At 72.3% G+C, this 12,862-nt stretch carries 12 protein-coding genes, 1 pseudogene and 1 riboswitch; of the genes and pseudogenes, 7 read left to right on the top strand and 6 right to left on the bottom strand.

Annotation, left to right across the window (positions count from 1 at the left end; genetic code table 11):
• Nucleotides 1-277: 277 nt before the first annotated feature.
• Together C1703_RS11055 and C1703_RS11050 are read left to right on the top strand one after the other, a co-directional pair.
• On the top strand, nt 278-1,714 hold the full coding sequence (locus C1703_RS11055) for an MFS transporter (RefSeq protein ID WP_114251885.1): 1,437 nt from the start codon (nt 278-280) through the stop codon (nt 1,712-1,714).
• A 224-nt stretch (nt 1,715-1,938) separates the two neighbouring features.
• Nucleotides 1,939-2,676 (top strand): annotated as a pseudogene (locus C1703_RS11050) (class I SAM-dependent methyltransferase); the annotation flags it as partial.
• A 6-nt stretch (nt 2,677-2,682) separates the two neighbouring features.
• Here the strand turns inward: C1703_RS11050 and C1703_RS39615 are convergent.
• The 5 genes from C1703_RS39615 to C1703_RS11025 all read right to left on the bottom strand — a co-directional run bounded on the left by C1703_RS39615 (nt 2,683) and on the right by C1703_RS11025 (nt 7,538).
• Entirely contained in the window at nt 2,683-3,300 is a 618-nt protein-coding gene (locus tag C1703_RS39615; protein ID WP_114251882.1) for a response regulator transcription factor, read from the bottom strand.
• The gene (locus C1703_RS11040; protein ID WP_114257370.1) at nt 3,297-4,511 is read right to left on the bottom strand and encodes a hypothetical protein; all 1,215 of its coding nucleotides are present in this window, start codon (nt 4,509-4,511) and stop codon (nt 3,297-3,299) included. Before C1703_RS11040 ends, C1703_RS39615 begins: the two co-directional genes overlap by 4 nt.
• Nucleotides 4,512-4,545: 34 nt before the next feature.
• Nucleotides 4,546-5,928 carry a histidine kinase gene (locus C1703_RS11035; RefSeq protein WP_114251880.1) on the bottom strand — a complete coding sequence of 461 codons (1,383 nt, stop codon included), beginning with the start codon at nt 5,926-5,928 and terminating at the stop codon, nt 4,546-4,548.
• Between the two features lie 192 nt (nt 5,929-6,120).
• A complete protein-coding gene (locus C1703_RS11030) occupies nt 6,121-6,987 on the bottom strand; it encodes a bifunctional 5,10-methylenetetrahydrofolate dehydrogenase/5,10-methenyltetrahydrofolate cyclohydrolase (RefSeq protein ID WP_114251878.1) in 867 nt (288 codons plus the stop codon).
• Nucleotides 6,988-7,009: 22 nt separating this feature from the next.
• Nucleotides 7,010-7,095, bottom strand: a riboswitch (ZMP/ZTP riboswitch).
• A gap of 71 nt (nt 7,096-7,166) precedes the next feature.
• Nucleotides 7,167-7,538 (bottom strand): helix-turn-helix domain-containing protein, encoded by a 372-nt coding sequence (locus C1703_RS11025; RefSeq protein WP_114251876.1) that lies wholly within the window; start codon nt 7,536-7,538, stop codon nt 7,167-7,169.
• Between the two features lie 108 nt (nt 7,539-7,646).
• On the opposite strand from C1703_RS11025, the gene C1703_RS39610 reads away from it, so the two are divergent.
• The 5 genes from C1703_RS39610 to C1703_RS10995 all read left to right on the top strand — a co-directional run bounded on the left by C1703_RS39610 (nt 7,647) and on the right by C1703_RS10995 (nt 12,484).
• Nucleotides 7,647-8,810 (top strand): DUF4440 domain-containing protein, encoded by a 1,164-nt coding sequence (locus tag C1703_RS39610; RefSeq protein WP_232840449.1) that lies wholly within the window; start codon nt 7,647-7,649, stop codon nt 8,808-8,810.
• A 112-nt stretch (nt 8,811-8,922) separates the two neighbouring features.
• Nucleotides 8,923-9,273 (top strand): DUF4440 domain-containing protein, encoded by a 351-nt coding sequence (locus C1703_RS11010; RefSeq protein WP_114251873.1) that lies wholly within the window; start codon nt 8,923-8,925, stop codon nt 9,271-9,273.
• Between the two features lie 291 nt (nt 9,274-9,564).
• Nucleotides 9,565-10,422, top strand: coding sequence for a MaoC/PaaZ C-terminal domain-containing protein (locus C1703_RS11005; RefSeq protein ID WP_114251871.1), 858 nt, complete (start codon nt 9,565-9,567; stop codon nt 10,420-10,422).
• A gap of 32 nt (nt 10,423-10,454) precedes the next feature.
• Entirely contained in the window at nt 10,455-11,531 is a 1,077-nt protein-coding gene (locus C1703_RS11000) for a Zn-dependent alcohol dehydrogenase (protein ID WP_114251869.1), read from the top strand.
• 11 nt (nt 11,532-11,542) lie between these two features.
• The gene (locus C1703_RS10995; RefSeq protein WP_114251867.1) at nt 11,543-12,484 is read left to right on the top strand and encodes a 3-oxoacyl-ACP reductase; all 942 of its coding nucleotides are present in this window, start codon (nt 11,543-11,545) and stop codon (nt 12,482-12,484) included.
• Between the two features lie 87 nt (nt 12,485-12,571).
• On the opposite strand, the gene C1703_RS39240 is transcribed toward C1703_RS10995, so the two are convergent.
• Nucleotides 12,572-12,736, bottom strand: coding sequence for a hypothetical protein (locus C1703_RS39240; RefSeq protein WP_198678138.1), 165 nt, complete (start codon nt 12,734-12,736; stop codon nt 12,572-12,574).
• Between the last annotated feature and the right edge of the window lie 126 nt (nt 12,737-12,862).

Genomic DNA, 12,862 nt, shown 5'->3' with positions numbered 1-12,862 from the left:
GGACGGGAGGCCGGATCCGCCGTGGCCCTAGGCCGTGTCCGCAAAGTCCCTCCTGCCCCGGACGCCTGGCACGCTCCCCCAAGCTCTTCGAGCAGGGGGTGCCCCCACTCGCCGCACCGGGCGCAGACCCAAGTACGTCCAGTACGAGGGACTGCACCCGGCACGCCGAGAGCACGCACCAGACGCCGCAGGGCCCGCCCTCCGGGCGGACGGAGGAACTTTGCGGACACGACCTAGGCCGAAATCCCGATGCCAGGAGCATGGAGTGGTTGAGAGCATGACACCCATGCTCGAAGCCGCCGAAACGACCCGTACGCCCCGCCGGGCCGCGCCGCCCACCTGGCTCGTGATCGCGCTCACCTGCGCCGGGCAGTTCCTCGTCGTGCTGGACGTGTCCGTCGTCAACGTGGCACTGCCGTCGATGCGGACCGGGCTCGAGCTGAGCGAGCAGGGCCTGCAGTGGGTCGTGAACGCCTACGCCATCGCCTTCGCCGGGTTCATGCTGCTCGGCGGGCGGGCCGGGGACCTCTACGGCCGCAAGCGGATGTTCCTCGTCGGGCTGGGCCTGTTCACCCTCGCCTCCCTGGCCGGCGGGCTGGCCCTGGACGGCTGGCAGCTGCTGGCCGCGCGGGCCGTGCAGGGACTGGGCGCGGCGGTGCTGGCGCCCTCGACGCTGACGATCCTCACCGCCTCGGTGCCGGAGGGCGCCGCCCGGGCCCGGGCCATAGGGACCTGGACGGCGGTCGGGGCCGGTGGCGGCGCGGCGGGCGGCCTGGTCGGCGGGCTGCTGGTGGAGACGCTGTCCTGGCGGTGGGTGCTGCTGATCAACGTGCCCGTGGGTGCCGTGGTGCTGTGCGCGGCCGCCTGGTTCCTCACCGAGGGCCGGGAGCGGGACGGGCGGCGGCTCGACCTGCCCGGCGCGCTGCTCGTCACGGCCGGGCTCGGCACCCTGGCCTACGGCATCTCCCGGACGGAGGCGGCGGGCTGGACGGCACCGGACGCGCTGCTCCCGCTGCTCGCCGGGTTGTCGCTGATCGGGCTGTTCCTCGCGGTGGAGGCCCGCACGGCGAGCCCGCTGATGCCGCTCGGCCTGCTGCGCCTGCGCGCGGTCTCCTCGGCGAACACGGCGATGTTCCTGTGCGGCTCCGCGATGTTCTGCATGTGGTTCTTCATGACCCTCTACGCCCAGAACGTCCTCGGCTACACCCCGTTGGAGGCCGGCCTCGCCCTGGTCCCGAGCTCCCTCGCCGTCATCCTCGGCTCCAAGCTCGCGCCCCGGCTCATGCGGGGGGCCGGGCCGCGCACCGTGGCGGTGCTGGGGACGCTGGTCGCCGTCGCCGGCTTCGCCTGGCAGTCCACGATGACCGCGGACGGCTCCTACGCGACGGCCATCCTGATCCCCGGCGTCCTGATGATGCTCGGCGCGGGCCTGGCGGCGACACCGCTCGCCTCCCTCGCCACGTCCGGCGCGCCCGCCGGAGAGGCCGGGCTGGTGTCCGGCCTCGTCAACACCTCCCGCACGATGGGCGGTTCACTCGGCCTGGCGGTCCTGTCCACCCTGGCCGCAGCCCGGTCGGCGGGGAGCACCACGCCGCAGGCCCTGACGGAGGGCTACGCGGCGGCGTTCCGGGTGGGGACCGCGGTGCTCGCGGCGGGGGCGCTGCTGATGTGGGTCTGGCTGCCCCGGGAGGCGGCCGCGCAGCAGGACCGCTGAGGCGGGAAAAGAGCGCCCGTCGCGTGGCCCGGAACAGCCCCGTGACGGCCTCCGGGCGCCGCGTCAGGGGTATTTCGGCGCAGGGGCGGTGTGGTCCCTCCGCCCGGTGGCGCCCACGGTGCGCGGCGGGCCGTAAAACCCCTCCGCCCATGCCCGCCCACCCCTTCTGACCTGGCCTTTCGATCGTTCTCGCCCTACCGTTGGCGGTCGCGGAAGGGGGCCGGATGGACCGGAACATACGCACTGTCGACGACGTACTCGCCCTGCTCGACGGGCTGTTCGCACCCGAGGCCGACCGGTGGTCCGAGCGGGGAGCCGGCTGGTGGGACGGCTTCTACGCCGACCGCTCCCGGCCGGTGCCGTTCTTCGTGGCGAAGCCGGACGAGAGCCTGGTGAGGCAGGTGGAGAGCGGACTGATCAGCGGGCGACGCGCGCTCGACCTCGGGTGCGGCCCGGGGCGGAACGCGCTGTACCTGGCGGCGCGGGGCTTCGAGGTCGACGCGGTCGACCTGTCCTCCACGGCCGTCGACTGGGCCCGCGACCGGGCCCTGGAAGCCGGGGTGAAGGGCGTGCGGTTCCACTGCGGGGACGTCTTCGCGCTCGCCGGCACGGAACTCGCCGGGCCCTACGACCTCGTGTACGACTCGGGCTGCTTCCACCACCTGCCGCCGCACCGGCGGGTCAGCTACCTGGCGCTGCTGGAGCGACTCCTGGCCCCCGGGGGCCTGTTCGGCCTGACGTGTTTCGCGGCCGGGGCCGGCGGGATGGGATCGGAGCTGTCCGACGCCGACTTCTACCGCGAGGGCGCGGGGCTGCGCGGCGGGCTGGCCTACCCGCCCGAGGCGCTGCGGCAGATCTTCTCCGCACTGACCGAGGTCGAACTGCGGCGGATGCGCGACGAGCCGGAGGAGTCGGAGTACTTCGGGGAGCCCTTCCTGTGGGCGGCTTTGTTCCGGAGAAGCCGGGGCTCACAGCCAGCCCTGGCGGCGGGCCTCGCGGAGGGCCTCCATGCGGTTGCGGGTGCCGGTCTTGCCGATGGCGGCCGAGAGGTAGTTGCGGACGGTGGACTCCGAGAGGTGCAGCCGGGCGGCGATGTCGGCGACGGTCGCGCCGTCCGCTGACGCCTTGAGCGCGTCGCTCTCGCGGGCGGTGAGGGGACTGGGACCGGCGCTGAGCGCGGCGGCGGCCAGGGCGGGATCGACCACGGTCCCGCCGGCCAGGACACGGCGGATGGCGGCGGCGAGTTCCTCGACGGGGCCGTCCTTCACCAGGAAGCCGGTGGCCCCCGCCTCCATCGCACGGCGGAGGTAGCCGGGGCGGCCGAAGGTCGTGAGGATCAGCACCCGGCACTCGGGCAGCCGGGCGCGCAGCTCGGCGGCGGCGTCCAGGCCGCTGCGGCCCGGGAGTTCGATGTCGAGCAGGGCGACGTTCGGGCGGTGGGCGAGCGCCGCGTCCAGGATCGCGTCACCGGCCGCCACCTGGGCGACGACCTCGATGTCGTCCTCCAGCCCGAGCAGCAGCGCGAGCGCCCCGCGCAGCATGCCCTGGTCCTCGGCGAGCAGCACGCGGACGGGTCTGCCGGTCATGGGGCCAGGGTGGGGCGGGGCGCGCCGAGCAGCGACGCCAGCGTCTCGGTGAAGGACGTCGCCGAGTGGTCGGCGTGCTCGCGGATGCGCGCGGCGACGGCGTCGGCTCCGCCGCCCTCCACCAGGTGGACGATCCGGTGCAGGTCCTGCCCGTGCCCCTCCTGGGTGGACAGGTAGAAGTCCGTCGCGTCGTACGCCATGTGGAAGACGTGCTTCTTCACATCGCTCAGCGTCAGGTAGTCGTCGTGCGTCTTCGGCGTCGGCTCGGGCGCGCCGACGCACACCGCCGGGGTGCCGGCGCCCCACGCGTTGACCGCCAGGTGGTAGGTGTCGGTGATGACGAGCCGGTAGCGGGGGAGGACCCCCAGCAGGTCGCCGATGGTGTGCTCGCCCGGGCGCTGCGCGATGTGGCCGACCGCGGCCGGGACGTCCCGGTCGAACCAGGGCAGCCACTCCAGCGGGGCGCCCAGCCGGTCGGACAGGCCCTGGCAGAAGGCCGGCAGCCAGTCGGGGACCGGCGTACGGGCGCCGAGGAACACGCCGATCGCACCGCCCTCGGGGAGCGACCGGGACCATGGTGTGGTCGGGAGGTGGTCGAGGTCGCCCGGGCGGGACAGCAGCGCCGCGTCGGAACCGAAGCAGTCGGTCGTACGGTCCTTGCGGAGGTGCGCGATCTTGGCCGCCGAGAGCGGGTCCCGCACCCACATCCGGTGGCTGCGCGTCACCAGGCGGGAGAACAGCGGCCCGTACTCCTTGTCCTCGTAGTCGGACTGCGTGTTGTGCAGGATGGTCCCGCCGTAGCTGAGGGTCCGGGCGAGGAGTTCGTCCGGCTGGTCCGCCAGCAGCATGGTCCGCTGCAGCAGGCCCCGGGCGGCGTCCCGGTCGGCGGCGAAGCCGAAGTCGAGCAGGCGGTTCGTCGCGTCCTGCGCCAGGTAGTGCCGGGTGTGCAGGAAGTCGCCCCAGAAGACGACCGCGTCGTGGTCGCGGAGCGAGCCGAGGTGCTCGGTCAGCGGCAGGAAGCGGAACGGCAGGCGGGTGCCGCGCGCGCACTCCCGCAGGGGCACGGTCTCCGGCGTGTGCAGCGTGTACCAGGTGGCGTCGAGCCCGCCGCCCATCCGCCGCCGCAGGGACTCGAAGGCCAAGTCGACGGTCAGCATGCCGGTGTTGCGGTACCCGATGTTCGGCGCGGTGATGACGGCGACGCGTGCCATGTGCTCCATTTCCCCTGGCTGTCGTCGGCTTCCCCTAGGGCCTGTCGCCCTGACCGGTGCCGGCGCCGCCGACGTGTGACGCGGACCGTCGGCCAACGTACACGCCGACGTCGTCGTGCGGACGTTCCGCCCCCTCCGGCCGGGCATCGGCCGCGTCCAGGGGGAGTTCGGCCGTCACCGCGAACCCGCCCCGGGCCCGCGGACCGGCCGTCAGCAAGCCGCCCGCCGCCGCAAGCCGCTCCGTCAGCCCGACCAGCCCTGTACCACCGGAGACGGCCCCAGCTCCAGGGATCACCCCGGCCGCGGCGACCGCCCCGCCCCCGCCGACTGCCCCGCCCCCGTCGTCCGCCACGGTGAGCCGTACCCGCTCCCCGGTGCCCGTCAGCGTGATCTCGCAGCGGTTCGCCCCGCTGTGGCGGACGACGTTGGTGACCGCCTCCCGCACCACCCAGCCCAGCAGCGCCTCCGTCTGCGGACCGGGCGGGGGGTCCGAGCGGCTGACGACGAGCGTGATGCCCGCCGCCGTCAGCGCCGAGTGCGCCCGGTCGAGTTCGGCGGCGAGGCTGCCCTGCCGGTAGCCGGTCACCGCCTCCCGGATCTCTGTCAGGGCCTGGCGGCCCACGGCCTCGATGTCCGTGATCTGGGCCAGCGCCGCGTCCAGGTCCCGGGCGGCCAGCCGACGGGCCGCCTCCGACTTCACGACGATCACCGACATCGTGTGCCCGAGCAGATCGTGCAGGTCGCGGGAGAACCGCAGCCGTTCCTTCTCGACCGCCCGGCGGGCCAGCGCCTCCCGCGCGGCGCGCAACTCGCGCACCGCCTCGGACAGGCGCATGATCGCGGCCGTCACCATCGTCGAGATCCAGGTGGCGTACGCGATGTCGAGGCCGCCCCAGCCGTCGTGGAAGCAGGCCACCGCGCCCGCCAGCACGGCCACCGCCGTCCCCGCGGGCCGCAGGTGCGACAGCCGCAGGGCCGCGCCCGTCGCGAGGCCGAGCAGGGGGAAGAACAGCAGCCAGTTGTCGCCGTAGCCGGCGGCGAGGGCGCACGTCACGGCCGTCAGCAGCGCGAGTGCCACCCGGGTGGAACGGGCCTCGCGCTTCTCCTTGTGGAACGAGCGCAGCGCCACGTAGACGTAGAGCGAGTTGAAGGCCAGCAGGCCCAGGCCGCCGATCCACGGGTGGGGCGTGCGGCCCTGGACGAGGTCGGAGCACGCGCCCATCCCCAGCAGCAGCCACGGCAGCAGGGTGACGCCGCTGGGCGGCGGGCCGGGGTGCTCACCCGCCCGCTGCGCGGCTCGCCACTCGGCCTTCAGGCGCTCCTTGTTCGCCGCGTAGTGGCGCTGCCGCTCCCGGCCCTCGCGGGCGGCCGACCGTAGCGCCTCGACGCGGCAGTGGGCCTCGTGTCTCCAGGACATGTCCCGCCTCCGATCAGAGGTGCGCCGTGCGGCGGCGGTACGAAGCACGGCGTACGAACCAGTTCACGGCAGCGACGCTACGGACCGGCCGGGCCCGTCCGGCAGATGCGCTTGTACGGAATCCGGCAGGACAAATGTCATCGCCCGATCGACCCCACCGATCTGACCGGCTTGGTAACCGAGGGTGGGGCGTCAGTGGTGCCGCACCCCGAGCTGGTTCGCGGCGGCTTCCACGGTCTGCGCGAGCAGGACGGCAATGGTCATCGGCCCGACGCCGCCGGGAACCGGAGTGATCAGACCAGCTCGGGTGAGGGCGGTGTCGAAGTCCACGTCCCCGACGTTGCCCGGGCTGTAGCCGGCGTCGATCACCACCGCGCCGGGCTTGATGTCCTCACCGCGGATCAGCCGGGGCCGTCCCACGGCTGCCACCACGACGTCCGCTTCCCGGACGATCGCCGGCAGGTCCGTCGTCCGGGAGTGGCAGTACGTCACCGTTGCGTCCTTGGCAAGCAGCAGCATCCCGGCCGGTTTGCCCAGAATCGCGCTGCGACCCACCACAACGGCGTGCTTGTCGGCGAGTTCGACATCGTAGGCATCCAGCAACCGCATGATCCCGCCCGGAGTGCAGGACACGAAGCCCGGCAGCGCGAAGCTCATCGCGGCGAAGGAACGCATCGTGACCCCGTCGACATCCTTCTCCGGAGCGATGGCCTCGAACGCCGCTCGCTCGTCGATGTGCGGGCCACAAGGATGTTGGAGCAGGATGCCGTGCACTTCCGGGTCGCCGGACAGGTCAGCCAGGGTGTCGATCAGCTCGGCGGTCGTGGTGGTGGCGGGCAGACCTATATGCCGGGACCGGATGCCTGCCTTCGCGCATCGCGCTCGTTTCATGCGAACGTATGTGGCCGACGCGGGGTCCTCTCCCACCAGCACCGTCGCCAGACAGGGACTGGTCCCCGTGCGTCGTGAGATCTCCGCCGCCTTGGCAGCAGCCTCTTCGACGATGCGTCGGGCGAGGCTGGTGCCATCCATGAGCTGGGCCGTCCGAGTCGCGGACATCGTTGCCCTCCAGGCGTTGCTGACCACTCGCCCAGGCGCACGGCAACGACGTCTCGTCAGACCGCTCCCCGGTGGTGCTCCACCTCAGCGCCAGTCACGGCCCACGCTGAACTGTAGTGGACACAGCATGCTCACACTGATCAGCGTCCTCGGTCAGGAGCACACCGAGACTGCCCTTTTCAGGGCTTCGGGTGGGTGGTGTGGGTGTGTCGGCGGGCGTAGTCGCTGGTGTGTTCTTCGGCCCAGTTCTGCAGGTGTTGCAGTGCTGCGGTGGCGCCGCGGGCGAGGTCGGTCAGGGCGTACTGCACCGTCGGTGGGCGGTCGGCGTGCACGGTGCGGGTGATCAGTCCGCCGGTTTCGAGGTCGCGCAGGGTCTGCGCGAGCATCTTGTCGCTGACGCCGCCGGCCCGCCGGCGCAGCTCGGACCAGCGTTGCGGGCCCTCCATGAGATCCACCAGGACCAGGGTGGCCCACCGGGCGGTGACCAGGTCGAACAGCTGCCTGCTGGGGCAGGCCGGATTGCGGACGTTGCCTCGCGTGCTTTCCCGCACGTGCTCACCTCACCCAAAGGTATGTACTTCCCAGGAGAAAGTAACTCGGTCAGAGTGAGGGAGCCAACCACTGATCGTCAAGGAGTGCTTGTGGTAACCGACGATGCCGTGACCCGTGCCGCGAACACCGTGACGGTGCTCGGCGGCCCCACCGCGCTGATCCGCCTGGCAGGCTGGACGCTGCTGACCGACCCGACCTTCGACGCCGCCGGCACCGAGCACCAGGACGGCCCGGTCATGGTGCGCAAGACCGCCGACCCGGCGCTGAAGCCCGGGGAACTGCCCGCTCTCGACGCCGCCCTGGTCAGCCACACCGGGCATCAGGACAACCTCGACACCGCCGGGCGTACGGTGGCCTCCGCCGCCTCAAAGGTGTTCACCACCGTCGCCGGCGCCAAGGATCTCGGGGGTGCGGCCGTCGGCCTGGAGCCCTGGCAGACCCGGACCCTGTCGAAGCCGGGTCGCACGCCGCTGAACATCACCGCGGTCCCAGCCCGCCACGGTCCCGTCGGCACCGAGGACATCACCGGTCCGGTCACCGGCTTCCTCCTGCACACCGACGACGGCTCGGCACCGAGCGTGTACGTCTCCGGTGACACCGTCGACCTGGACGCGATGAGAGCCCTGGCCGACCGGTACCGCATCGACGTGGCGCTGCTGCACCTGGGCGCGGCCGGCTTCGAGGAGCTCGGTGACATACGACTGTCGCTGACCGCGACCCAGGCCGTCGAGGCCCGCCGCCTGCTCGGCGACCCCCTCGTGGTGGCCGTGCACGCCGAGGGCTGGGCGCACTACACCGAAGACCGCAGCCACGTCCAGCAGACCTTCGAAGCCGCCGGTGTCCCGCTGCACTGGCCCGCCCCCGGCGAGCCCATCCCCCTGCCGGACCCGTCCGCAACGAAGGGAAGAAGGGGAAAGAACGTGACACCGGAAGTCGTGCACGAGCGCTTCGCGCAGTACCTCAAGGACCAGGATCTCGACGGACTGGGTTCCCTGTTCGACGAAGACGCCATGTTCGTACCGGGACCGGGACAGCAGCCGGTCCACGGCAGGGAAAGCATCAAGGAAGCGCTGAAGCCCTACCTCGCCTCGCCCAGCACCATGCAGGTGGTGGCCGCGTCGGTCCATCAGAACGGCGACCTGGCGATGGTCCAGCCGTCCTGGCGGATCACGAGCGAGGGCGGCGTCATGGAAGGAAAGGCGGTCGAGGTGATGAGGAGGACCACCGAGGGGGACTGGGTCTACATCATCGACAACCCCTACGGCGTCTGACGCACCGGCCCGCCCCTTCTGCGCCGCCGCAGACGCGGCATGGCTCACGCGGATCGGCCTGCAGCCGACCCGCCCGTCCGCAACGAAGAAATGAAAAGAACAAGGAAAGAACATGACACCGGAAGTCGTGCACGAGCGCTTCGCGCAGTACCTCAAGGACCAGGATGTCGACGGACTGGGTTCCCTGTTCGACGAAGACGCCATGTTCGTACCGGGACCGGGACAGCAGCCGGTCCACGGCAGGGAAGGCATCAAGGAAGCGCTGAAGCCCTACCTCGCTTCGCCCGGCACCTTTGAGACGGGGGCCGCGTCGGTCCATCAGAACGGCGACCTGGCGATGGTCCAGGTGCCCTGGCGGATCACGAGCGAGGGCGGCGTCGTAGAAGGAAAGGCGGTCGAGGTGATGAGGAGGACCACCGAGGGGGACTGGGTCTACATCATCGAAAACCCCTACGGCGTCTGATCCTCGTCATCCCGGCATCACCGTCGGGCACGGAACCTCGTGCACGGCAGCGGCGGCCGTATCGACTTTCTCGATGCGGCCGCCGCTTGCTTTCCGGCGTCGGTGACACGGTCATGATCCGGTGTGGGCAGTCATCTGACACGGCGTCAGGAGCCTTCACAAGTACGGGGGGCTGGGCTATACAGAGGCGCAGGACTGGAACGCGTTCCAGTTCGGTCCCAGACGGCCTCGGTGCGGCCGACGGTGCGGACGGCCGTACCGAGGTCTTCCCCCACGGCGATCAGGAGCCCCATGCCCATCGACGCAGCCAAGGCGCTCGCCGCCGAACCCCGGACCGGCGAGATCTCCTGGGACCACAAGGACGTGCAGCTCTACCACCTCGGCATCGGCGCCGGCACACCCGCCACCGACCCCGACGAGCTGCGCTACACCCTGGAGTCCCGGCTGCACGTCCTGCCGAGCTTCGCCACCGTCGCGGGCGCCGGAAAACCCGGGGTGACCGGCGGGCTGGCCATGCCCGGCATCGACGTCGACCTCGCCCGGGTCCTGCACGGCGGGCAGAGCCTGCGGATCCACCGCCCCCTCCCGGCCGAGGGCCGCGCGAGGGCCACCGGGCGCATCGCCGCCGTGTACGACAAGGGCAAGGCGGCCGTCCTCGTCATGCGCACCGACGTGGCCGACGCCGACGGGCCGCTGTGGACCAGCGACGCGCGGATCTACGTACGGGGAGAGGGCGGCTGGGGCGGCGACCGGGGGCCGTCCGGCCGGCTCGACCCGCCCGCCGGAGACCCGGACCGGACCGTCGAGCGGCCCGTCCGCGAGGACCAGGCCCTGCTCTACCGCCTCTCCGGCGACCGGAACCCGCTGCACGCCGACCCGGAGTTCGCCAAGGTCGCCGGCTTCGAGCGGCCCATCCTGCACGGCCTGTGCACCTACGGCATGACCCTCAAGGCGGTCGTCGACACGCTGCTCGGCGGGGACGTGACCCGGGTGCGCTCGTACGCCACGCGGTTCGCCGGGGTCGTGTACCCGGGGGAGACGCTGCGCGTGCGCATGTGGCGGCTCGACGGCGAGGTCCGGGTGGCCGTGAGCGCCGTGGAGCGGCAGGACGCGCCCGTCCTCGCCGACACCGTCGTCGAACACACCTGAGTCCCGCAACGCCGTACGAGGGGAGCCGCACCATGCGCGCAGCCGTACTGCACGAGATCGGCCAGGACATGCTGGAGGTCCTCGACGACGTCGAGGCGGTGGGCTTCGGCCCCGGCAGGGTGCGCATCCGGGTGCGCGCCACGGGGCTGTGCCACTCCGACCTGTCCGCGATGAGCGGGGTGCTGCCGCAGCCCGCGCCGTTCGTGCCCGGCCACGAGGGGGCGGGGGAGATCCTCGAGGTCGGCGAGGGCGTGGACCACCTGAAGGCCGGCGACCGGGTCATCGTCTGCTGGCTGCCCGCCTGCGGTGCCTGTCCCGCCTGCGGGCGCGGACAGACCGAGCTGTGCCTCGCCGGGTTCATGAACGCGGGCACCCCCAACTTCAGGCGCCCCGGCGGGGACCTCTTCGGTTTCGCCGGCACCGGCACCTTCGCCGAGGAGGTCGTCGTCGACGCCGGGTGCGCGGTGCCCATACCCGACGACGTGCCCTTCGACATCGCCGCCCTCATCGGCTGCGGCGTGACGACCGGGCTGGGCGCCGCGCTCAACACGGCGGACCTGGAAGCCGGTTCGTCGGTGGCGGTCATCGGCTGCGGGGGCGTCGGCGTCTCCGTGATCCAGGGCGCCCGGCTGCGGGGGGCCGCCGAGATCGTCGCCGTGGACCCGGTCGCCTCCCGGCGCGAGGCGGCCGTCCGCTTCGGCGCCACCCGGGCCGTCTCGCCCGACGAACTGCCCGACGCCACACAGCGGATCACCGGCGGCGAGGGCTTCGACCACGTCTTCGAGGTCGTCGGCAAGTCGGCCACGGCACGCACCGCCTACGACACCACCCGGCGCGGCGGCACCCTCGTCGTGGTCGGCGCCGGAGCCATGGACGACTTCCTCCAGCTCAACATGTTCGAGCTGTTCTTCGACGAGAAGCGGATCCTGCCGTCCATGTACGGCGGCGGTGACGTCCTGCGCTCCTACGAACGCACCATCGCCCTGTGGCGCGCGGGCCGCGTCGACCTGGCTGGTCTGATCACCCACCGGGTCCCGTTCACCGACGTCAACGAGGCCCTGGACCAGATGCGGACCGGGACCGCCCTGCGCACCTGCATCGAGATGTGAGGACCCACGCCATGCCGCTTCCGCTCCAGGGACTGGCCGCGATCGTCACGGGCGCGGGCCGCGGGATCGGCCGGGCCGAGGCGCTGGAACTCGCCCGGCTCGGCGCCGCCGTGGTCGTCAACGACCAGGGGCGGCCCGGCCGGGACGGCACGGGCGAGGCCTCCGCCGGTCCGGCCGATCGGGTCGCCGCCGAGATCCGGGCCGCCGGCGGTGCCGCCCTCGCGCACACCGGCGACGTCTCCGACTTCCAGCAGGCGCGCGAGCTCGTCGAGCTGGCCGTCGCCGAGTTCGGCCAACTCGACATCCTCGTCAACAACGCGGGCATCCTGCGCGACCGCATGGTGTTCTCGATGGCCGAGGAGGAGTGGGACGCCGTGCTCCGCGTGCATCTCAAGGGGCACTTCAACACCACCCGGTTCGCCGCCGCCCACTGGCGGGAGCGGTCCAAGCGGGCCGGGGCGCCGGTGTTCGGGCGGATCGTGAACACCTCCTCGGAGGCGTTCCTCGCCGGTTCGGCCGGACAGCCCAACTACGCCGCCGCCAAGGGCGGCATCGTCGGCCTCACCACCTCCACCGCCCTCGCCCTCGGCAAGTACGGCGTGACGGCCAACGCCATCTGCCCCCGCGCCCGCACCCGGATGACCGAGGACGTCTTCGCGGGCGTCGAGCAGCCCTCCGGAGGCGGCCTCGACCCGCTCGCCCCCGAGCACGTCGCCCCCCTGGTCGGCTACCTGGCCTCGCCCGCCGCGGCCCGGGTGACCGGGCAGCTCCTGGTGGTGCACGGCGGCATGGTGGCCGTCGTCGAACGGCCCCGGGTGGCCGCCAAGTTCGACAGCAAGCAGGACACCTTCACGTACGACGAGCTGGACGCGGTCCTCGGGCCGTACTACGCGGACCGGCCGGCCGGGGAGACGTTCGCGGCGGCGGAGGTGCTGGGGCTGAAACGCGGGTGAGGGAACGGGGCCGACCCCAGGACAGGGAACGGCCCCTCCCGCCGTTTGGTGGGAGGGGCCGTTCACGCGTCGGTGACTGGCGTGCCGTCAGGCCGCAGTCACGGCTTGCTCGGTCTCCGCCACCGGCTTGCGGTGGCGTCCGCGCGGAGCCGTCTCGCTCTCCTGCGTGGAGACCTCGCCACGGTGCCGGCCGTGGCCGGCGGAGATCTCCTGGACGTCATTGCGCGGCTGGTTCGTGCTGGCGTCGCTCATCGGATGGAATTCACCCCGTCAACATGATCTTTCTTACAGCCGGGCGAGTCTAACCGGCACCCCGTACCCCGGATCCAGGCGGCCACGACAACCGGCACTAGTTCGTTACAAGGCGTCCCAACGGCG

It is taken from the genome of Streptomyces sp. Go-475 (assembly GCF_003330845.1).
GTDB lineage: Bacteria > Actinomycetota > Actinomycetes > Streptomycetales > Streptomycetaceae > Streptomyces.
This window is presented reverse-complemented; position numbering and strand designations above follow the sequence as displayed.